The sequence below is a fragment of the Achromobacter sp. B7 genome, assembly GCF_003600685.1.
Taxonomy (GTDB): Bacteria; Pseudomonadota; Gammaproteobacteria; order Burkholderiales; family Burkholderiaceae_B; genus Achromobacter; species Achromobacter spanius_B.
The window spans coordinates 1749353-1768400 of record NZ_CP032084.1 but is presented as its reverse complement, the minus strand read 5'-3'; the positions used below and the strand labels follow the sequence as shown (position 1 = coordinate 1768400).

The 19048-nt window shown below is 65.3% G+C and carries 18 protein-coding genes; 5 read left to right on the top strand and 13 right to left on the bottom strand.

Translation table 11 applies throughout. The features are described from left to right. Window positions 1-8: 8 nt before the first annotated feature. From DVB37_RS08000 to DVB37_RS07980, 5 genes are all read right to left on the bottom strand, one after another. Window positions 9-1202, bottom strand: a complete 1194-nt coding sequence (locus DVB37_RS08000) for an amidohydrolase family protein (RefSeq protein ID WP_120154552.1) — start codon at window positions 1200-1202, stop codon at window positions 9-11. A gap of 27 nt (window positions 1203-1229) precedes the next feature. Continuing rightward, complete coding sequence (locus DVB37_RS07995) at window positions 1230-2183, bottom strand: ABC transporter permease (RefSeq protein ID WP_052946039.1); 954 nt, start codon at window positions 2181-2183, stop codon at window positions 1230-1232. Then, complete coding sequence (locus DVB37_RS07990; protein ID WP_046805483.1) at window positions 2173-3165, bottom strand: ABC transporter permease; 993 nt, start codon at window positions 3163-3165, stop codon at window positions 2173-2175. The genes DVB37_RS07995 and DVB37_RS07990 overlap by 11 nt, the downstream gene beginning before the upstream one ends. Window positions 3166-3248: 83 nt before the next feature. After that, complete coding sequence (locus DVB37_RS07985; RefSeq protein WP_120154550.1) at window positions 3249-4826, bottom strand: ABC transporter substrate-binding protein; 1578 nt, start codon at window positions 4824-4826, stop codon at window positions 3249-3251. A gap of 95 nt (window positions 4827-4921) precedes the next feature. Continuing rightward, window positions 4922-5650, bottom strand: coding sequence for an aspartate/glutamate racemase family protein (locus DVB37_RS07980; protein ID WP_240434050.1), 729 nt, complete (start codon window positions 5648-5650; stop codon window positions 4922-4924). A 265-nt stretch (window positions 5651-5915) separates the two neighbouring features. On the opposite strand from DVB37_RS07980, the gene DVB37_RS07975 reads away from it, so the two are divergent. Next, entirely contained in the window at window positions 5916-6635 is a 720-nt protein-coding gene (locus tag DVB37_RS07975; RefSeq protein WP_120154547.1) for a GntR family transcriptional regulator, read from the top strand. Window positions 6636-6755: 120 nt separating this feature from the next. On the opposite strand, the gene DVB37_RS07970 is transcribed toward DVB37_RS07975, so the two are convergent. Beyond that, window positions 6756-7046 carry a DUF3579 domain-containing protein gene (locus DVB37_RS07970; protein ID WP_013392635.1) on the bottom strand — a complete coding sequence of 97 codons (291 nt, stop codon included), beginning with the start codon at window positions 7044-7046 and terminating at the stop codon, window positions 6756-6758. A gap of 199 nt (window positions 7047-7245) precedes the next feature. Here DVB37_RS07970 and DVB37_RS07965 point away from each other — a divergent pair, with 199 nt between their 5' ends. Continuing rightward, entirely contained in the window at window positions 7246-8427 is a 1182-nt protein-coding gene (locus DVB37_RS07965; protein WP_120154545.1) for an aspartate aminotransferase family protein, read from the top strand. A 56-nt stretch (window positions 8428-8483) separates the two neighbouring features. Beyond that, window positions 8484-9425, top strand: coding sequence for an ornithine carbamoyltransferase (gene argF, locus DVB37_RS07960; RefSeq protein ID WP_046805553.1), 942 nt, complete (start codon window positions 8484-8486; stop codon window positions 9423-9425). A gap of 127 nt (window positions 9426-9552) precedes the next feature. Here the strand turns inward: argF and DVB37_RS07955 are convergent, their stop codons facing one another. From DVB37_RS07955 to DVB37_RS07935, 5 genes are read right to left on the bottom strand one after another with little or no spacing between them, the layout of a single operon-like run. Then, complete coding sequence (locus DVB37_RS07955) at window positions 9553-10404, bottom strand: alpha/beta fold hydrolase (protein ID WP_120157413.1); 852 nt, start codon at window positions 10402-10404, stop codon at window positions 9553-9555. Between the two features lie 34 nt (window positions 10405-10438). Further along, window positions 10439-11002, bottom strand: coding sequence for a DUF4286 family protein (locus DVB37_RS07950; RefSeq protein ID WP_120154543.1), 564 nt, complete (start codon window positions 11000-11002; stop codon window positions 10439-10441). 11 nt (window positions 11003-11013) lie between these two features. Next, complete coding sequence (locus tag DVB37_RS07945) at window positions 11014-11544, bottom strand: carboxymuconolactone decarboxylase family protein (RefSeq protein ID WP_046805489.1); 531 nt, start codon at window positions 11542-11544, stop codon at window positions 11014-11016. 2 nt (window positions 11545-11546) lie between these two features. Beyond that, the gene (locus DVB37_RS07940) at window positions 11547-12500 is read right to left on the bottom strand and encodes a tripartite tricarboxylate transporter substrate binding protein (protein WP_120154541.1); all 954 of its coding nucleotides are present in this window, start codon (window positions 12498-12500) and stop codon (window positions 11547-11549) included. A gap of 52 nt (window positions 12501-12552) precedes the next feature. Beyond that, window positions 12553-13419 (bottom strand): amidohydrolase, encoded by an 867-nt coding sequence (locus tag DVB37_RS07935; RefSeq protein ID WP_205571606.1) that lies wholly within the window; start codon window positions 13417-13419, stop codon window positions 12553-12555. Between the two features lie 108 nt (window positions 13420-13527). Here DVB37_RS07935 and DVB37_RS07930 point away from each other — a divergent pair, with 108 nt between their 5' ends. Next, the gene (locus tag DVB37_RS07930) at window positions 13528-14436 is read left to right on the top strand and encodes a LysR family transcriptional regulator (RefSeq protein WP_120154537.1); all 909 of its coding nucleotides are present in this window, start codon (window positions 13528-13530) and stop codon (window positions 14434-14436) included. Between the two features lie 123 nt (window positions 14437-14559). After that, window positions 14560-15900 (top strand): argininosuccinate synthase, encoded by a 1341-nt coding sequence (gene argG, locus DVB37_RS07925; RefSeq protein ID WP_046805493.1) that lies wholly within the window; start codon window positions 14560-14562, stop codon window positions 15898-15900. A gap of 76 nt (window positions 15901-15976) precedes the next feature. Here the strand turns inward: argG and DVB37_RS07920 are convergent, their stop codons facing one another. Continuing rightward, the gene (locus DVB37_RS07920) at window positions 15977-17905 is read right to left on the bottom strand and encodes a potassium transporter Kup (RefSeq protein ID WP_046805494.1); all 1929 of its coding nucleotides are present in this window, start codon (window positions 17903-17905) and stop codon (window positions 15977-15979) included. Then, window positions 17902-18927: a HAMP domain-containing sensor histidine kinase gene (locus DVB37_RS07915; RefSeq protein ID WP_104143268.1), complete on the bottom strand. Its 1026-nt coding sequence runs from the start codon at window positions 18925-18927 to the stop codon at window positions 17902-17904. Before DVB37_RS07915 ends, DVB37_RS07920 begins: the two co-directional genes overlap by 4 nt. Between the last annotated feature and the right edge of the window lie 121 nt (window positions 18928-19048).

Genomic DNA, 19048 nt, shown 5'->3' with positions numbered 1-19048 from the left:
CGCGGACATCACGGCGCGCTCGCCAAGGCACGCCCGTCGCGCGCCACCACGTGGCCGCGCTTGACGACCAGCTTGCGTACGGGCCGGGCCACGATGGCCTCGGCCACGGTCTCGGCATCGACCAGCACAAAGTCGGCATGGCAGCCCGGCGCCAGGCCATAGTCCCGCAACTGCATCACGCGCGCATTGCCATAGGTGGCTACGTCCAGCGCCATCGCCAGTTCGTCGTCGCGCCGGAAGTTGTTGCGCAGGCCCACCAGCATGGTGCGCTCCAGCATGTCGGGCTTGCCGTACGGGCCCCAGGTATCGCGCATGCCGTCGTTGCCGGTGCAGACGGTGACGCCGGCTTGGCGCAGCCGCGCCACATTGGGCACCGGCCGCGACGAGGACCCGGTGGTCATGATGTGGATGCCGGCGGCCAGCAGCCCTTCCGTCAGCGCTTGCACCGCCTGCGTGTCCGGCATGCCCAGGCAGAACGAATGCGACAAGGTGACCTTGCCCTGCATGCCCAACGCCAACACGCGGTCGATCGTCATCTGCATCGAAAATGCGCCCAGCTCGCCGGCCTCGTGCAGGTGGATGTCGATTGGCTTGCCATGCTTGTCGGCCAGCCCGAAGATGGCGTCCAGATGACCCTTGGGATCGCGGTCCATGCCCGCCGGGTCCAGCCCGCCCACCACCTCCGCGCCCATGCGCAGCGCCTCGTCCATCAGCGCCAGCGTGCCGGGACGGATCAGCAGTCCGCTTTGCGGAAAGGCCACCAGTTCCACGTCGATCTGGTCGCGGTACACCTCGCGCGCGCGCATCACGCCTTCGATGGCGCCCAGGCCGATGTCGGTGTCCACGTCCACATGGCTGCGGATGTGGCTGGTGCCGTCGGCAATCGACATTACGATCTGCCGCGCCGATTGCCGATACGGGTCGATGCCCAGGCGCTTCTTTTCAGCGCGCTCGTTCTCGATCTTGTCGATCAGGCGCGGGCCGACCTCGTTGCGATACCAGGGCATGCCGTACATCGTCTTGTCCAGGTGCGCGTGGGCGTCGATCAGCCCCGGCAGCATCAGCGCACCGCCCCCGTCCACCACCGGCACGCCTGAGGGCGCCTCGGCCCCCAACGCGTGGAAGCGGCCGTCCTTGACCAGCACCGTGGTGATCTCGCCACCCGCCGGGCGGACGTGGGTGTACAGCGTTGCGTTTTCCATGCTTGACCTCTATTGAAGATTGCGCCGTCAGCGCAGACGGGGATTGAGCGCGTCGCGCAGCCAATCGCCCAGCAGGTTCACCACCAGCACGATCAGGCTCAGATACAGCGCGGGGAACACCACCACCCACCACTGCCCCGAAAACAGGAACTGGTTGCCCAGCCGGATCAGCGTGCCCAGCGACGGTTCGGTAGGCGGCATGCCCACGCCCAGGAAGCTGAGCGTGGCCTCGATCAGCACGGCCAGCCCCAGGTTCAGCGTGGCCGTCACCATGACGGGGGTCAGCGTGTTGGGCAGGATGTGCGTCAGCATGATGCGCAGCGAACTGACCCGGATCAGCCGCGCCGCCTGCACATATTCCTTGCCACGCTCGACCAGCGCCGACGCCCGCACCGTGCGCGCGTACTGCACCCAGTTGGTCATGGAGATGGCCAAAATGAGGATCACGGCGGACAAGGTTTCGCGCAGGCCCGGCGGCAGCAGTTGGCGGAACACCGCGGTCACCAGAATGGCGACCAGAATGGTGGGAATACTGAGCAGCGTGTCGCCCACGCGCATCAAGGCGTTGTCGACCCAACCGCCGAAATAGCCCGCCGCCAGGCCCACCAGCAAGCCGATGGCCAGCGACAGCACCACCGTGGCCAGCCCGATCGCCAGCGACATGCGCGAGCCATACAGAATGGCCGACCACACATCGCGGCCCTGCGTGTCGGTGCCCAACAGGAACTGCGGGTCGGCGCCTTCCACCCAGAACGGCGGCAGCTCGGCGTTCAACAGATCCAGCTGCGCCAGGTCGTAAGGATTTTGCGGCGCGATCCACGGCGCGAACACCGCCAGCAACACCACCACCAACAGCACGATGCCCGCGCCCATTGCCACATAATCGTGCCGCAGGCTCCACCACAAATCGCTTTGCAAGAAGCGCGACAGCCGGCTGCGCGCACCGCCCGAATACGGCGTAGAGAAAGGTTTAGTGGCCACTGGCGCCTCCTTTGACGTGCTGGCTGCGCAGGCGCGGATCGACCACGCCGTACATCATGTCCACCAACGTGTTCAGCGCCACGAAGATGAAAGACACGATCACCAGATAGGCGGCCATGACGGGAATGTCCACGAACATGACCGATTGGATGAACAGCAAGCCCATGCCCGGCCACTGGAACACGGTTTCGGTAATCAACGCGAAGGCGATCAGGTTGCCGATCTGCATGCCCGTCACGGTAATGACCGGCATCAGGCAATTGCGCAGCGCCAGCCGAAAATGCACGATGCGATCCGGCAGGCCGCGAGCGCGCGCGAACTTGATGAATTCCGTGCGCAGCGTCTCCAGCATTTCGGCCCGCACCAGCCGCATGATCAGCGTGATCTGGAACAGCGCCAGGGTGATCGACGGCAGCACCAGCGCGGCGCGGCCGGACGGCGTCAACAAGCCCGTTGACCACCCGCCGATCTTCACCGTGTCGCCCCGCCCGAAGCCCGGCAGCCAGCCCAGCTGCACCGAAAAAATCAGGATCAGCATGATGCCGACGACGAAGCTGGGCAACGAGATACCCAGGATGGACACGAACTGCAAGGCCTGCGCCATGCGTGACTTGCGATAGATGGCCGTCAGCACGCCCAGCGGCACGCCGATCGCAAGCGACAGCAGCGTGGCCATCATCACCAGTTCGAACGTGGCCGGGAAACGTTCGGCCACCAGCGCGAACACGTCTTGCTGGTTGCGGTAAGAAATGCCGAATTCGCCCTGCGCGGCGTTGGTGACGAAGTGCACGAACTGCATGCCCACCGACGCGTTCAAGCCCAGGCGTTCGCGCAGCTCGTCGCGCTGGGTTTGCGAAGCCTGCTCGTTAAGCATCATGTCGACGGGATCGCCGACAAAACGAAATATCACGAAGGCCAGCAACGCCACCGCCAGCATCACGCCGACTGCGTTAAAGACCCGTCTAACAATGAATGCCAGCATGTGCGGCCTCCTTCAGACCCGATGTCGGACTGTTGCAACCGCCGCCCCCGACCGGGGCGCGGCGGTTGCATGAACCGCGCGTGCTACTGCATGCGCACCGTCCACAGCCGCGCCTTGTTGTCCGGCATTTGCAGCACGTCGCCCACCTTGTCGCCCACGGCCCAGGCCATGGGCTGCTGGTGCAGCGGCAGGAAGCGCACGTCGTCGTGCAGCGTCTGCAACACTTCGGCCATCATCTTGATGCGCTTGTCGCGGTCCATCTCGGCGGCGGCCGCGTCGATCTTCGCGTCCAATGCCGGGTCGCCCCACTGCCCCCAGTTGAAGACGCCCGCCGGGCCGGTGCGGCTATGCATCACTTGCAGCAGGATCGACAGCGCATCGATCTGCGGCTCGTTGGCCCAGCCGTGGATGGTGATGTCGAACTCGCCACGCGAGCGCTTGGGGTTCTGCAACGACCGCGGCCCGCTGGCCAGCGACGCCTTGACGCCAATACGCGCCCACATCGACGCGGCGGCCTGACACAGTTCTTCTTCGTTCACGAACATGTCGTTCGAACACAGCAGCGACAAGGTGAAGCCGTCGGGGTAGCCGGCATCGGCCAACAACTTCTTGGCCTTGGCCGCATCGAACGGCAGGCGCTCTTCCTGCTTGATGTCGTAGCCGGGAATGGACGGGGCCACCAGCGCGCCGGTGGTGCGCGACAGGCCGCGCATGACGCGCTTTTGCAGCAGATCGGGCGACAGCGCCATGTACAGCGCCTGGCGCACGCGCAGGTCTTTCAGCGGGTTCTTGTCGGTGATGTTCGAGCCGACCAGCTTGTCGCCCAGGTTCATGCCGAAGTACAGCGTGCGCAATTCCGTCGCCGCCAGCACCTTCACGTTGGACGCGGCACGCAGGCGGTCCAGGTCTTGCAGCGGCGCGTTTTCGGTGAAGTTGATGTCGCCGGAAAGCAGCGCGGCCACGCGCGTGGGCGCCGACGCGATGGGCGTGAATTCGATGCGGTCCAGATTGTGGCGGGGCTTGTCCCACCAGTCTTTGTTCACGACCAGCACGGTGCGGGTATCGGGCCGGTATGACTCCACCTTGAAGGGGCCGGTGCCGTTGGCGTTGTGCGTGGCATAGCCTTCGATCTTCTTGGCGGCGTCGGTCGGACGCGTGCTGTTGTTATCGACCAGCCATTGGCGGTTGAAGATGAAGATATTGGTCAGGTCGTTGAGCATCAACGGGTACGGATGCGTCATTTCGATGTCGACGGTCAGGTCGTCTACACGGCGCACGGCCTTGAACGCCGGCAGGTTGCCCTTTAGCGGCGAGGCCTCGTCCGACACGCGCGTCATCGACGCCACGACGTCGTCCGCCGAAAAGGGCGCGCCGTTGTGAAACTTGACTCCCGGGCGCAGCTTGAAGCGCAGCACCGTGGGCGACACCGATTCCCAGGATTCGGCCAGCGCGGGCGTGATGTTGAACTTGTCGTCGTAGCGGATCAACGCTTCGTACACATGGTTCAGGAAAGCCAGGTTGAAGGTGCTGCCGTAGGAATACGGGTCCAGCGAATCCAGGTCGCGCGCGGCGCCCCACTTAAGCGTGTTGGCGGCCGAAGCCCCCGTGATGGCCGACAGCGCGATCACCGCGCCGGCGGTCCATTTAAGCAACGTCTTCATGGCTGCAACTCTCCCTTGTCTATCGGGTTGATACCCGGTTTGATGTCGCCGGGTCGGGCCCGGCGCGGTAGGCATGGCGATCGGACCCGGCGGGGTCAGTTCAATGCGCACAAGCGCTGCGCGCGGTCCAGCGAGGCCAGGGCCAGCATTTGGGCCAGCGCGGCGCGATAGGAATCGATGATCGGAACGAGGGGCCGGCGCGGCAGCACAGGCAGGTAACCGGCCAGGGCGGCCCCAGCCACGATGACCACGTCAGCGCCCTGCGCCACGGCGGCGTCCAGCGCCAGGCTGACTTGCGCGGCGGATTCGGGCGAGCGCGTCACGTAATCCAGCGCGTTGCCGGGCAAGGCGATGATGGCGGCGCAGCGGGCTTCCAGGCCTAGTTGGCGGATCTGTTCGCGCAACATGCCGGGCCAGCGCTGCCCAACGGTGACGATGGCGTAGCGGTCGCCGCGCTGCATGGCGGCCATGATCGACGCTTCGGCCATGCCCACGACGGGCACGTTCAGGCATTCGCGCACGGCGCCGATGCCGGGTTCGCCGAAACAGGCCAACAGGCAGGCATCGAACGGCGCTTCGGCCCGGGCCACTTCCTGCTCCACGGTTTGCAGCACGGCATGCGCGGCCACGGCGGCCTCGACGCGGCTGGCGATATAGGCGGGTCCGAATACGGCGGTGACGGCGTGTATGTGGGCCGCGCCATCGAAAAACGTGCGCGCCTGGGCGGCCAGGCTGCGGGTCAAGTCGGCCGTGGTGTTGCCGTTGACCACCAGCAGGCGGTATGGCGTGAAGGCGGGCCGGTCGACGGTGACGGCGTGGGGCATTGCTGGCATTGCTGGCATCAAACAACCTCGGCGGTTTGTATACAAACAACTCGTACGGATTCGTTCAACGAACTCCGTTTCGTATAAATGTTTGTATACGATTTATGCCGACAATGTACGCGCTTGAGCTCTGGCTTCAAGCTATCGCTAACCCTTAGCGGGCGTTGTAGTATGCTTGCCCACACCCGCAGTGCGCAGCGGCGGCCGGTGCCGCGGCCTATCCCATTACAATGAAAACGCGCACGTCCAGGAGCCAAAGAAGACGATGAAACCTCTCGCGCCGTCGGCCAACGAGCCCGCCAAGAAAGACGTAAACCGCAGCGAAATCGTATACATAAATTTACGCCGCGCCATTATCGAACAGGCCTTGCTGCCGGGCGACAAGCTGCCCGAAGACATCATTGGTGAGCGTTTCGGGGTCAGCCGCACGATTGTGCGCGGCGTGTTGACGCGGCTGTTCAGCGAAGGGCTGGTGGATTTGCGCCCCAATCGCGGCGCGGCGGTGGCGCGGCCCAGCCTGGAAGAAGCGCACGATATCTTCGAGGCCCGGCGCTGCCTGGAACGCGATGTCGCCCGCCGGCTGCTGCAACACATCACCGAAGCCGGGCTGACGCGCCTGGCGCGTCACGTCGAAGAAGAGGAAGCGGCCCGCAAGCGCAACAGCACGAATGAATCCATCCGACTGTCGGGCGAATTCCACATCCTGATGGCCGAGCTATCCGGCAACGCGGTCTATGCCCGCTACGTGAACGAAATCGTGTCGCGCTGCTCGCTGATCCTGGCGCTTTACGGGCGGCCGCATTCCAGCGAATGCGCGGTCAGCGAACACATGGACATTGTGGAAGGCCTGCGCGCGCGCGACGAAAAGCACGTGCTGCATCTGCTGGAACATCATCTGGAATCCGTGACGGCGCGCGCGCTGCTCAGCACCGACGGGTCGGGCGTGCGCGACATCCGCAAGATTCTTGACCGCTACGGCACCTGAGCCGCGCGGCCGACCTCGCCGCGCGCAGGCGCGGCGTAGGCGCTGGCCCGCCCATTCGGGCGTGCCGGTCCGGCACGAATGAGAAAAGCGCCCGGTCGGGGCGCTTTTTCGTTCGGGCACTTAGATTTCGCGTTCTTCCGTCTTGAGGTTGTTGTCGCGAGCGAAATCCACCACGAACTTGTACGCCAGCGGTTCCAGGTCGCGCAAACGCAGGTCGACCACGATTCCGCGCACGCCGTCGATCACGACAGGCAGCACATAGGGCGAATAAGTGAGGTGGTTACCAGCACAGCCGGCGGGCCGGAACTGTGCCATTACGCCAGCGAGCCGCTCCGCCCAATCGCTGGGGCGGAATCGGCTACCGCTTTCGGTAACGCCATGAATTACGAATTGTCTGACGCGAGTTGCCATGAGTTCTTCACTACAGCGCGCCTTTCACGAAAGCCGGATCTTCGGCGTGATCAAACATGCGCCCTGCGCCGCGAATTGTATATGATTGATCCTTTGCCCTCTTCCAAAAGCCGATTCCGCCCCGCTTCGCCCGGGGTCCATCGAATTGAAGGCGGCTTTTTGAAGGCGGCTTTTTGGTAATCCCCCAGGAGGATCCGCAATGACCTCGCCTCTGGCCAATATCTATGCCCGCCTGCCGGTTGCGTTCACGCACGGCCACGGCGCATGGTTGTGGGATGCCCAAGGGCGCAAATACCTGGACGCACTGGCCGGCATCGGCGTGTCGTGCCTGGGACACGCCCATCCGAAACTGGTGGCGGCCATCAGCGAACAGGCCGCGCGCATCATCCACACGTCGAACATCTACGAAATTCCCCAGCAGGCCGCGCTTGCCGCCCGCCTGAGCGCTTTGTCGGGCATGCAGGAAGCGCTGTTTTGCAACAGCGGCTCGGAAGCGAACGAGGCGGCCATCAAGCTGGCCCGCTACTACGCCTACCAGCGCGGCAACAAGCACGCCCACATCATCACCATGGATTCGTCCTGGCATGGCCGCACGCTGGCCACGCTGGCGGCCACGGGCAGCGACAAGGCCCGCAAGGGCTTCGAACCGCTGCCCAGCGGCTTCATCCAGGTGCCCTATAACGACCTGGACGCCGTGCGCGCCGCGGGCGACGCCGAGCCGCGCACCACCGCCGTGTTGCTTGAAGTGCTGCAAGGCGAAGGCGGCATCCGCCCATCCGACATCTCGTACCTGCAAGCGGTGCGCGCGCTGTGCACCGAGCGCGGCTGGCTACTGATGATCGACGAAGTGCAGTCCGGCATCGGCCGCACCGGCAAGTGGTTCGCGCATCAATGGGCCGACATCAAGCCTGACGTGATGACGCTGGCCAAGGGGCTGGCGGGCGGCGTGCCGATTGGCGCGATGCTGGCCGCAGGGCCTGCCGCCGGGGTGTTCACGCCCGGCAGCCATGGCACCACGTTCGGCGGCGGGCCGCTGGTCTGCGCCGCCGGCCTGGCCGTGCTGGACACGCTGGAAGACGACAAGCTGCTGGACAACGCCCACACGGTGGGCACCTACCTGAAGGACGCCCTGGCGCAAGCCTTGGCAGACACGGCGGGCGTTACCGAAGTGCGCGGGCGGGGCTTGATGCTGGGCATAGAACTGGCGCGCCCCTGCGGCGTGCTGGTGCTGCACGCCCTTGAAGCCGGCCTGCTCATCAACGTCACGCGCGACCGCGTCATCCGCATGCTGCCGCCCCTGATCCTTACCCAACAAGAGGCGGACCAGATCGTCGCCACCCTGGTCCCGCTCATCCAACGCTTCCTGTCCGAAAAACCATAATCAACGTACCGACCGGGCCACCAGCCCGGCCGGGCTCAATGACCTGCGACAACACCATGACTCCTCCCACGACTCAAAACGGCCCGTTGCGGCATTTTCTCCAGTTCAAGGATTTCTCTTCCGCTGAAATCGCCTACGTGCTGGACCGCGCGCGCCTGATCAAGGAAAAGTTCAAGCGCTACGAACCCCATATGCCGCTGCACGACCGCACGCTGGCGATGGTGTTTGAAAAGGCCAGCACCCGCACCCGCGTCTCGTTCGAGGCCGGCATGTACCAGATGGGCGGCTCGGTCATCAACCTGACCTCCAACGATTCGCAGCTGGGCCGCTCCGAGCCCATCGAAGACACGGCGCGCGTCATCTCGCGCATGGTCGACATCGTCATGATCCGTACGTTCGAGCAGACCCGCATCGAGCGCTTTGCGTCGCATTCGCGCGTGCCGGTCATCAACGGCCTGACCAACGAATTCCACCCCTGCCAGATCCTGGCCGATATCTTCACCTACATCGAACATCGCGGCCCCATCGCGGGCAAGACGGTGGCCTGGGTGGGCGATGCCAACAACATGGCATACACCTGGCTGCACGCAGCCGAGATGCTGGGTTTTACGCTGCACGTGTCCACGCCCGCGGGCTACGAACTTGAAGCCTCGCGCATCGGCTCGCCGTCGGACAAGGTGCTGCGCCAGTTCAAGGACCCCATGCAGGCGTGCCAGGGCGCGCACCTGGTCACGACCGACGTGTGGACCAGCATGGGCTACGAAGCCGAAAACGAAGAGCGCCGCGCGGCGTTTGCCGACTGGTGCGTTGACGCTGAAATGATGGCGGCCGCCGACCCCGAAGCCGTGTTCATGCACTGCCTGCCCGCCCACCGTGGCGAGGAAGTTACCGGCGAAGTCATCGACGGGCCGCAAAGCGTGGTCTGGGACGAAGCCGAAAACCGCCTGCACGTGCAAAAGGCATTGATGGAATTCCTGCTGCTGGGCCAGATCAACTAAGCCTGCCGGGAAGCGCAAAGGGCCTGGATATCTTCGGATATCCAGGCCTTTTCATTTGGGCTGCTTTGGCGGCAATGCGACGGCTGGGGTTCCGTGGCCGGCCCGCGCCGCATTCAATACACCACAATCAACGCAGCGTACGTTCCCACGCCGCAATGGCGTCCACCACCGCCTGGGGCTTTTCGGGCACCAACGCGTGGCCCGCGCCGGGAACCACGACGACGGACACGCGGTCACCGAACTCATCGCGGATTTCGTTGCGCGTAGCCGGCGGCTTGAACAGATCCAGCTCCGCTTGCAGGTCTAGCAACGGCTTGGCCCCGCCCGACCACCAATCGGACTGGCGCGTGGCCTTGCCGGCCAGGCGCTGGCTCTCGCTGACGTCCGGGTACCAGCCGTTCAACCAGACGCGCGCGTCGTTGCCGGGCGCAAAGAACGCGTACTGGATCGACTTCAGGCGTTCGGCGTCGGGCAACGACAGTTCGGCGCTGCGATCCACGTGTTCGCTCAGACCCTTGGGATATTGCTTGGCCGCCGCCGCCACAATCACCACGCCACGCACCAGCTCGGGGTGGTCGACGCCCGTGGCGCGCGCCACCCAGTTGCCGAAGGCATGGCCCACCATCACCACCGGTTGGCGCGCCACGGTGCGAATCACGGCGGCCTGGTCGTCCGCCAGATCATGCAGCGTGATGCCCGACATCGGCCCGGTACTGCCGCCGATGCCGCGCGGCTGCGGACGCAGCACGCGATAGCCCGCTTGCACGAAGCGTTCGGCCAGTTCGTCGAAATCCTGCGCGCCGCGTCCCCGTGACGGCAGCAGCACCAGCGCGGGCCCCTGCCCCTGGTCCAGCACTTCAATCGACGCGCCGTTGCCGACCAGCACATTGACGCGTTTGGGTGCATCCGCCAGCACAGGCGTCGACGCCACGATCGCGCAGCCGATCGTCAGCCCCGTCAGCAGCTGTTTCATTTTCATCATGCCTCCTTGCCGGCCCATCGCCGGCCCGCCGTCACAGGATTTTCTTGAACATCGTGCGGCGCGTGTTGCGAAACGAAGGCCGCACGCGGCTGCTCCAGTCGGTGGCGCGCACGGCCAGCCACGGCGCGCTGCCGAAGGTTTCGCGGGTGTGCAAGTCGTAGCACGCCAGGTATCGCGGTGATTCATCGCGACATTCAAAGCGCATCGCGCGCACCGTGCCGGGCACGGACGCCAGCCCCGGCAGATGTTCCTGGTCATACCAGGCGTTCAAGTCCTGCTCGGCCTCGGGCAGCACATCGGTTTCAACGATGTAGTGCCACGGCGCGTCCTGGCCTGCCGACGCCCCCGGCAGGTCCAGCGTTTGATGCAACACGCGGGCGCGAGCGCCAGGGAAGCTTTCGGCCAGACGCGCCTGGATTTCGGCCAGCGCGTGGCTCGTGCCGCGCAGGTACACATACGTGTCCGCCTCTTCAACCGCGGCAAACGCGCTGACCTCAACCTTGTCCAGCCCGGCCGTCAGACGCTCTGCCATGTCGGCCGCGCGGGCCTTGTCAAAGCGTTCGCCCAGCGACACCAGCAATACGGATTCCTGCACTGTCATCTCCTTCAATGTCCGACGCGTAGCGCCACCAGGAAGCGCGACACCATGTTGTACGCGCCCACGGTGGCGGCCAGCTCGACCAGTTGCGCGTCATCGTAGCGTGCTCGCACGGGCGCGAACACCGCGTCGGGTACCTCGATGTCGCGCGTCATGGCGTCGGTCAACGCCAGCACCTCGGCTTCGCCGGGGGCCAGCCCTTGCACATCTTGCGGCGCCGGGTTGGAGCGCAAGGCGTCGATCACCTCCTGCGGCATGCCGCCCGCCAAGGCGTGCGGCACATGCGCGTCAAATTCGTAGGGCGCGTTGTTCAGGGTCGCTACGCGCAAGATGATCAGTTCACGCAGACGCGGCGACAGGGACGTCTTCTGGCGGATGGCGGTCAGCATGGCTTCCCAGCCATCCACGACGGCGGGGCTGTTCAGCAGCACCTGGTATAGCGGCGAGATCCGGCCGCGCGCGGCGCTGATACGCGCCTCGATCGCAGCCAGTTCCTGGCGGGTGCCCGGGACAACGGGGGTGACTCGGCTGGCGCTCATGCTTACTCCGGACGGATGTTCTTGCGCTGGATCAGCGCGGTCCACTTGTCGCGGTCGGACGCGATCAGCGCGGCCAGTTCCTGCGGCGAGCTGGGCGCTGCCTGGGCACCAAACTTCTCCAGCTTGGCGCGCACGGCTTCATTGCCTAAGGCGGCGCGCACCGCCTGATTCAGCTTGTCGACAGTGGCGGCGGGCGTGGAGGCAGGCGCGACGATGCCGTACCAGTTATTCGATTCCACGCCGGCAATGCCCTGTTCGGCCAAGGTCTTCACATCGGGCAGCAGCGGGTGGCGCGTGGGCGCGGCGATGCCCAAGGCCTTGAGCTTGCCGCCCTGGATATGGCCGATCAGGCCGGGCACGTCGCCGAAGAAGCCCGACACCTGGTTGCCCATCACATCATTGATGACCGGCGCGGCCCCCTTGTACGGCACATGCAGCACGTTGGCCTTGCTGGCGTCGGCGAACATTTCCATCGTCAGGTGCGGAATGCTGCCAATGCCCGACGAGCCGATCGCCACGGATTGCGACGCCGCCTGCGACTTCTTCACGAAGTCCGCCGCGTCGCTAGCCGGGTTGGACGGGTTCACCACGAACACCGTGGCGTTGTTGACCACCTTGGACACCGGCGCAAAGTCGCGCACGGGGTCGTACGGCAGGTCTTTGTACAGCGCCGGGCTGATCGCCACCGCGCCCACGCTGGTCAGGAACAGCACCGAGCCATCGCCCGGCGCCTTGGCCACATAGGCGGCCGCGATGTTGCCATTGGCGCCCGCCTTGTTTTCGACAATAACGTTTTGCTTGAGCTCTTTGCCCAGCTGTTCGGCCAGCACGCGTCCGACCAGGTCCACCGGCCCGCCGGGCGGGAACGCAATGATCAGGCGCACCGGGCCGTCGGCATGGGCCGCGCCGAAAGCGGACAGACTCAGCACGGTGGCCGAAAGCAATTTCTTGAACATGGTGTCTCCTCGTTGAATCGAATTTTTTTAAGCGACGCGCAACGTCGGGTGTCTACGCGAATCCGTACAGCTTTGCGGGGTTGTCCACCAGCACCCGCTGGCGTACGGCGGCATCGGGGCAGGCCTGAAAGAAGGTATCCACCAGCTCGCCGTCATCGGGCATATCGCCCGCCACGTTGGGATGTGGCCAGTCGGTGCCCCACAGGCAACGATCGGGCATGGCCTGCACCAACGCGCTCACAAAGGGTATGCCTTGGGCAAACGGGCGCTTGCCGGACGCGATGCGGTCGATGCCCGACACCTTGACCCAGGCCTGCGGCACATCGGCCAACGACAGCAATGCGCGCATCGCGGGCGAATCCAGGCCGTCGGCCGCCTTCAATCGGCCCATGTGATCCACCACGAAAGGCACGGGCAATGCCAACAGGCGCGGCAGCAGTTCGGGCAGCATCGCGCCGTCCACATGCAGGCACAGATGCCAGCCCAGCGGCGCAATCAGCGCCACCACGTGGTCGAACACGGCCGGGTTCGGCGCGCCGCCCAGGTGCGGCACGAAGTTGAAGCGCGCGGCGCGCACGCCGCCGTCGTGCAGTTGCCGGACACGCACCGCCGTGGCATCCGCGCCCAGCAACGCCACGCCGCGATAGCGGCCACCGCTTTGCGCCAGCGCATCCAGCAGCGCGCTATGGTCCGAGCCGTGGCAGTTGGCCTGCACCACCACGGCGCGCTCGATGCCCAGGTGCGCATGCAGCGCGGCCATGGCGGCATAGGGCGCATCGGGCGGCGTGTAGGAACGGCCCTCGGCATAGGGAAACACGTTGCCGGGCCCGAAGACATGGCAATGCGCGTCGCAGGCGCCGGGCGGCATGGCGTGGCGCGGACGGGACGGGGACGCAAGCGGTGGGCGGCAATCAGGCACAGTCGGTTCCTGCTGGGAAAACGACATCCTCGCGGATTGCGAGCCGACTAACAATGCTATATCTTTGATTTCAGATATAGAACATATACATAACAGCGCGGGCGCATCGTGGATTTAAAGCAGATCGAATATTTCGTCAGCGTCGCCGAGCGGCGCAGCTTTTCGCGCGCGGCCGAGTTGCTGGACGTTGCCCAGCCCACCCTCAGCCGGCAGGTACGGCTGCTGGAACTGGAGCTGGGCCAGCATCTGCTCTACCGCAACGGCCGCGGCGCCGAACCCACCGAGGCCGGACTGCGCTTTCTGGAACATGCGCGCGCGCTGCTGACGCTGGCCGAACGCGCCAAGGAAGACCTGCAAACGCTGCGCGCCACGCCAACCGGCAAGGTGGTGGTGGGCCTGCCCCCGCGCATTGCGCGCGTGTTGACGCCACCCTTGGTGCAGGCGTTTCGGCGGGGCTTTCCAGAGGCGTCCATTGCAGTGGCCGAGGGCCTTAGCGCCCAGGTGCGGGAATGGCTCTTGGCCGGCCGGGTCGATCTGGCCCTGCTTTACGATCCCGCGCCCTCGCCCCAGCTTGCGTATGAATCGCTGTTCCGTGAAGACCTGGTGCTGGCCGCTGCCGCCGGCCATCAACCGCCCCTGCCCGCCCGCGTTGCCGTGGCGCAGCTGGGCGACTATCCGCTGGTGCTGCCCAGCCTGCCCAACGCGATCCGGACCCTGGTGGAAAGCGTGTGCCGCGCGCAAGGCGTGCGCCTGAAGGTGGCGGCCGAGGTCGACGCCGTGCAGACCATTGTGGAACTGGCGGCGCAAGGCGACGCGTACGCCATCCTGCCGCGCTCGGCCGCGCGCGGACCTGCCGCCGAGCACGCCCTGTCCCTATCGGATATCGGCTCGCCCCGCATCACCAACAACCTGGTGCTGGCCAGCGCCCGCCACCGTCCCGCCACACGCCTGGCCACCGCCACCGCGCAACTGATCCGGCAACTGAAGCTTTCCGAACTGTTTGCCCCGGCCACGTGATGCGCGCGGCCGCCAAAACGCGCCGCGTCTGGCCGCGCAAGGCAAAAGAGTTAAAATGCCGGCTACCTTTCTTGTTTGGCGGCTCGTTGCTGTCAAAGTCCTGTTGGCGTCTCACCTCAAACAATGACCACTATCCTCCCGAACCTTCCTACCGGCCAGAAGGTCGGCATCGCCTTTTCCGGCGGTCTCGACACCAGCGCAGCCCTCCTGTGGATGCGCAATAACGGCGCCATCCCCTATGCCTACACGGCAAACCTGGGCCAGCCGGACGAGTCCGACTACGATGAGATCCCCCGCAAGGCCTTGGCCTACGGCGCCGAAAATGCCCGCCTGATCGACTGCCGCGCGCAGTTGGTGGCTGAAGGCATCGCGGCCCTGCAATCGGGCGCGTTCCATATTTCGACCGCCGGCATCACGTACTTCAACACGACGCCCATCGGCCGCGCCGTCACCGGCACCATGCTGGTGGCCGCCATGAAGGAAGACGACGTCAACATCTGGGGCGACGGCAGCACGTTCAAGGGTAACGACATCGAGCGTTTCTACCGCTACGGCCTGTTGACCAACCCCGACCTGAAGATCTACAAGCCCTGGCTGGACCAGCGCTTCATCGACGAGCTGGGCGGCCGTTCGGAAATGTCCGAATACATGCGCCAAGCCGGCTTCGACTACAAGATGTCGGCCGAAAAAGCCTACTCGACGGACTCCAACCTGCTGGGCGCCACTCACGAAGCCAAGGACCTGGAACAGCTGAACTCCGGCATCCGCATCGTCAAGCCGATCATGGGCGTGGCGTTCTGGCGCGACGACGTGGCCGTCAAGGCCGAAGAAGTCACCGTGCGCTTCGAGGAAGGCCAGCCGGTCGCCCTGAACGGTGTGGAATACAGCGACCCGGTTGAACTGCTGCTGGAAGCGAACCGCATCGGCGGCCGCCACGGCCTGGGCATGAGCGACCAGATCGAAAACCGCATCATCGAAGCCAAGAGCCGCGGCATCTACGAAGCCCCGGGCCTGGCGCTGCTGTTCATCGCTTACGAACGCCTGGTCACCGGCATTCACAACGAAGACACCATCGAGCAGTACCGCGAAAACGGCCGCAAGCTGGGCCGCCTGCTGTATCAGGGCCGCTGGTTCGACCCGCAAGCCATCATGCTGCGCGAAACCGCCCAGCGCTGGGTGGCCCGCGCCATCACCGGCGAAGTCACCATCGAACTGCGTCGCGGCAATGACTATTCGCTGCTGAACACGGAATCGGCCAACCTGACGTACGCGCCCGAGCGCCTGTCGATGGAAAAGGTCGAGAACGCGCCGTTCACCCCGGCGGACCGTATCGGCCAGCTGACCATGCGCAACCTGGACATCGTCGATACGCGCGAAAAGCTGTTCACCTACGTGAAGACGGGCCTGCTGGCTTCCAGCGGCACGTCGCTGCCGCAGCTGAAAGACGCCGCGAAGAAGAAGTAAGCATTCTTGCAGGCAAGGCAACAAAAAGCCCCTCGGTCATCACACCGAGGGGTTTTTTATGGCGCCGCGCCGGGGCCTAAAGCTCGACCTGCATCCCCATTTCCACCACGCGGTTGGCCGGGATCTTGAAGAACTTGGTGCTGCGCGTGGAGTTCCGGGCCATGAACGAAAACACCGCTCGGCGCCAACGCCATAGCGCCGGCTTGCGCGCCGCCACCACGGTCTGGCGCGACAGGAAGTACGACGTGCGCATCGGCTCCAGGTCCAGCTCCGGATACGCTTCGGCCACCAGGCGCAAGGCCTCGGGCACGTCCGGATCTTCCTTGAAGCCGTAGTTCACGGTAGCGGTCCAGCTGGAGGCCGACAGCTTCTTCACCACGAAGCGTTCTTCAGGCGAAATGTAGGGCACGTCCGCCACCAGGATGGTCAGGAACAGCACGTGGTCGTGCAGCACCTTGTTGTGCTTCAGGTTATGCAGCAACGCGGGGGGCACGTTGCCGGAATTCATCGTCATGAAGATGGCGGTGCCCGGCACGCGCGACGGCGGATATTGTTCCAGCTGCTCCATGAATTCCTTGAGCGGCTGGCGGTCGCGCTGCTGCATGTCGGACAACAGGCGACGGCCACGGCGCCACGTCATCATCAGCGTGAACACAACGATGGCGACCAGCAGCGGCAGCCAGCCACCCTCGTGGATCTTGAACACGTTGGCCGAAAACAGCAGCACGTCGAACAGCAGCAGAAAGCCCAGCACACCGAACCACAGCATGCGCTTCAGGCCCGTGGACCCGCGCGGCAAGACGGCAAACGCCAGCACCGAGGTGGTCAACATCGTGCCCGTCACCGCGAACCCATAGGCGGCGGCCAGGTTGTCGGAGTTGCGGAACAGCAGCACCAGCACCAGCACGGCGCACAGCAGCAGCGCGTTGACCTGCGGCAGATAGATCTGGCCCTTTTCCACCGCCGAGGTATGCAGGATCTGCATGCGCGGCCAGAAGCCCAGCTGCACCGCCTGGCGCGTGACCGAGTACGCGCCCGAGATCACGGCTTGCGATGCGACGATGGTGGCAATGGTGGCCAACGCCACCAGCGGCACCAGGCCCCAGTCGGGTGCCATCAGGAAGAACGGATTGCGGATGGCCTCGGGGTCGCGCAGCAGCAGCGCGCCCTGGCCGAAGTAGCACAGCGTCAACGCCGGCAGCACCATGCTGAACCACGCGCTGCGAATCGCGGGGCGGCCAAAGTGGCCCATGTCGGCGTACAGCGCCTCGGCGCCCGTCAATGCCAACACCACGGCGCCCAGCAGCACGAAACTGATCAAGGGAAATTCAACGACGAACCGCAGGCCCCACATCGGGTTCAACGCCGCCAGGACTTCGGGCGTCTGCCAGATCTGCCAGCCGCCCAGCGCCGCCAGCGTGCCGAACCACATCAGCATCACGGGGCCAAAGAGCTTGCCCATCAGGCCGGTGCCATGCGACTGGATGGCGAACAGCCCCACCAGCACGACCAGCGCAATGGGCACGACCCACGCGTCCAGGGTGTGGGACACGATGCCGATGCCTTCCAGCGCGGACAGCACCGAGATGGCGGGCGTAATCATGCTGTCGCCGTAGAACAGCGCCGCCCCGAAGATGCCCAGCACGATCAGCACCCACCGCATCTTGCCGTCGCGGTTGCGCACCGCCAGTTCCAACAGCGCCAGCGTGCCGCCTTCGCCCCGGTTATCGGCGCGCAGGACCAGCGTGACGTACTTCAAGGACACCACCACCATCAGCATCCAGAAAAGGATGGACAGCACGCCCAGCAAGTGGGCGGGCTCCAGGTCGGTGTGCACGCTAAGGCCCGTCAGGCAGGCGCGCAGCGTATACAGCGGGCTGGTGCCGATGTCGCCGTACACCACGCCCAACGCGCCCAGGATCAACGCGGCGCGCGACGACGGCGCATGCACGCCCCCCGCGTGGGGGCCGGTGGGAAGCGGGGCACCCGCCGTGGCTTGGCTCATGATGTGGGTTCTTGACGAGTTAGTTGCGCCCCTTTGCGGGGGCCGGGGAACACGACGGAAAGCCGGGTTCCGGAGAAGTCGGGGCGACTGGTCAGCTTCCACCAGGCGCCATGCGCGTGCGCGATCTCGCGCACGATGGCCAGGCCCAATCCCGAGCCGCCCGCCGTGGCGGTGGGCGATCGGTAAAAGGCTTCAAAGACGCGGTCGCGTTCTTCGGAGGGAATGCCGGGCCCGTCGTCCTCGACCGTCAGGGACGGCGGGTTGGCGCCCACAATCAACGTGATGCGGCCGGTCTCGTTGCCGTAGCGCAGCGCGTTGTCGATCAGGTTGCCCAGCAGTTCGGCCAGCAGCAAGGGGTCTGCATCGATCCAGATGGGCGCATCGGGCGCCACCAGGTCCAGCTCGTAGCGCGCCTCGCGCACCCGAGGAAACCATTCGGCGCCGTGCACGCGCACCCATTCACACAGGTCGATGCGCACAAAGCTGTCTTGCGGGCGGGCATTGGGGTCGGCGCGCGCCAGCACCAGCAACTGCTGACCCAGGCGGATCATCCGGTCGCTCACGGCCTTGATGCGTTCCGCCCGCGCCCGCACGTCGTCCGGCAGTGGGCGGGCCAACATCAATTCGGATTCCAGCCGCAGGCCGGACAAGGGGGTGCGCAGCTGGTGCGCCGCGTGGCCGATGAATCGGCGCTGGGCCGCCAGCGAGGCGTCCAGGCGCAGCAGCAGGTCGTTGGTGTGCGTGACCAGCGGTTCGATTTCGACCGGCACGCCCGCCACTTCCAACGGCTGCATGTCGTCGATGGAACGCTGCCGGATCTCTTCGGACAGATGGTTCACGGACCGCAATCCGGATCGCACGCCCTGCACGACCACCCAGGTGAACAGCGCGATCAGCGCCACCTGCCCCACTACCATCAGCCAGAAGAAGTCTTCCAGCATCCACAGCGACATATCGATCTTGTGCGTGATCACCCAGGTTGCCGCCAGGTCCAGCAGGACGAGCAGCAGAATGGGCGGCATCAAGCGAATGACCAGATGCCGGGCAAGCGAGCGGGAGGGGAGCAAGGGGCGGGACGCCGTAGGAGCGGAAGGAGTGCGATCGTGCATCATGACGCGATACCCTCGCTTGGGTGCATGCAGA

What these genes read in the sequence shown, in the direction of transcription:
- DVB37_RS07990 (WP_046805483.1), bottom strand. Translation starts at nt 3,165, where the DNA reads ATGCTGGCATTCATTGTTAGACGGGTCTTTAACGCAGTCGGCGTGATG.
- DVB37_RS07980 (WP_240434050.1), bottom strand. Translation starts at nt 5,650, where the DNA reads ATGCCCCACGCCGTCACCGTCGACCGGCCCGCCTTCACGCCATACCGC.
- argG (WP_046805493.1), top strand. Translation starts at nt 14,560, where the DNA reads ATGACCACTATCCTCCCGAACCTTCCTACCGGCCAGAAGGTCGGCATC.
- DVB37_RS07945 (WP_046805489.1), bottom strand. Translation starts at nt 11,544, where the DNA reads ATGAGCGCCAGCCGAGTCACCCCCGTTGTCCCGGGCACCCGCCAGGAA.
- DVB37_RS07955 (WP_120157413.1), bottom strand. Translation starts at nt 10,404, where the DNA reads ATGAAAATGAAACAGCTGCTGACGGGGCTGACGATCGGCTGCGCGATC.
- DVB37_RS07975 (WP_120154547.1), top strand. Translation starts at nt 5,916, where the DNA reads ATGAAACCTCTCGCGCCGTCGGCCAACGAGCCCGCCAAGAAAGACGTA.
- DVB37_RS07985 (WP_120154550.1), bottom strand. Translation starts at nt 4,826, where the DNA reads ATGAAGACGTTGCTTAAATGGACCGCCGGCGCGGTGATCGCGCTGTCG.
- DVB37_RS07920 (WP_046805494.1), bottom strand. Translation starts at nt 17,905, where the DNA reads ATGAGCCAAGCCACGGCGGGTGCCCCGCTTCCCACCGGCCCCCACGCG.
- argF (WP_046805553.1), top strand. Translation starts at nt 8,484, where the DNA reads ATGACTCCTCCCACGACTCAAAACGGCCCGTTGCGGCATTTTCTCCAG.
- DVB37_RS07915 (WP_104143268.1), bottom strand. Translation starts at nt 18,927, where the DNA reads ATGCCGCCCATTCTGCTGCTCGTCCTGCTGGACCTGGCGGCAACCTGG.
- DVB37_RS08000 (WP_120154552.1), bottom strand. Translation starts at nt 1,202, where the DNA reads ATGGAAAACGCAACGCTGTACACCCACGTCCGCCCGGCGGGTGGCGAG.
- DVB37_RS07940 (WP_120154541.1), bottom strand. Translation starts at nt 12,500, where the DNA reads ATGTTCAAGAAATTGCTTTCGGCCACCGTGCTGAGTCTGTCCGCTTTC.
- DVB37_RS07970 (WP_013392635.1), bottom strand. Translation starts at nt 7,046, where the DNA reads ATGGCAACTCGCGTCAGACAATTCGTAATTCATGGCGTTACCGAAAGC.
- DVB37_RS07965 (WP_120154545.1), top strand. Translation starts at nt 7,246, where the DNA reads ATGACCTCGCCTCTGGCCAATATCTATGCCCGCCTGCCGGTTGCGTTC.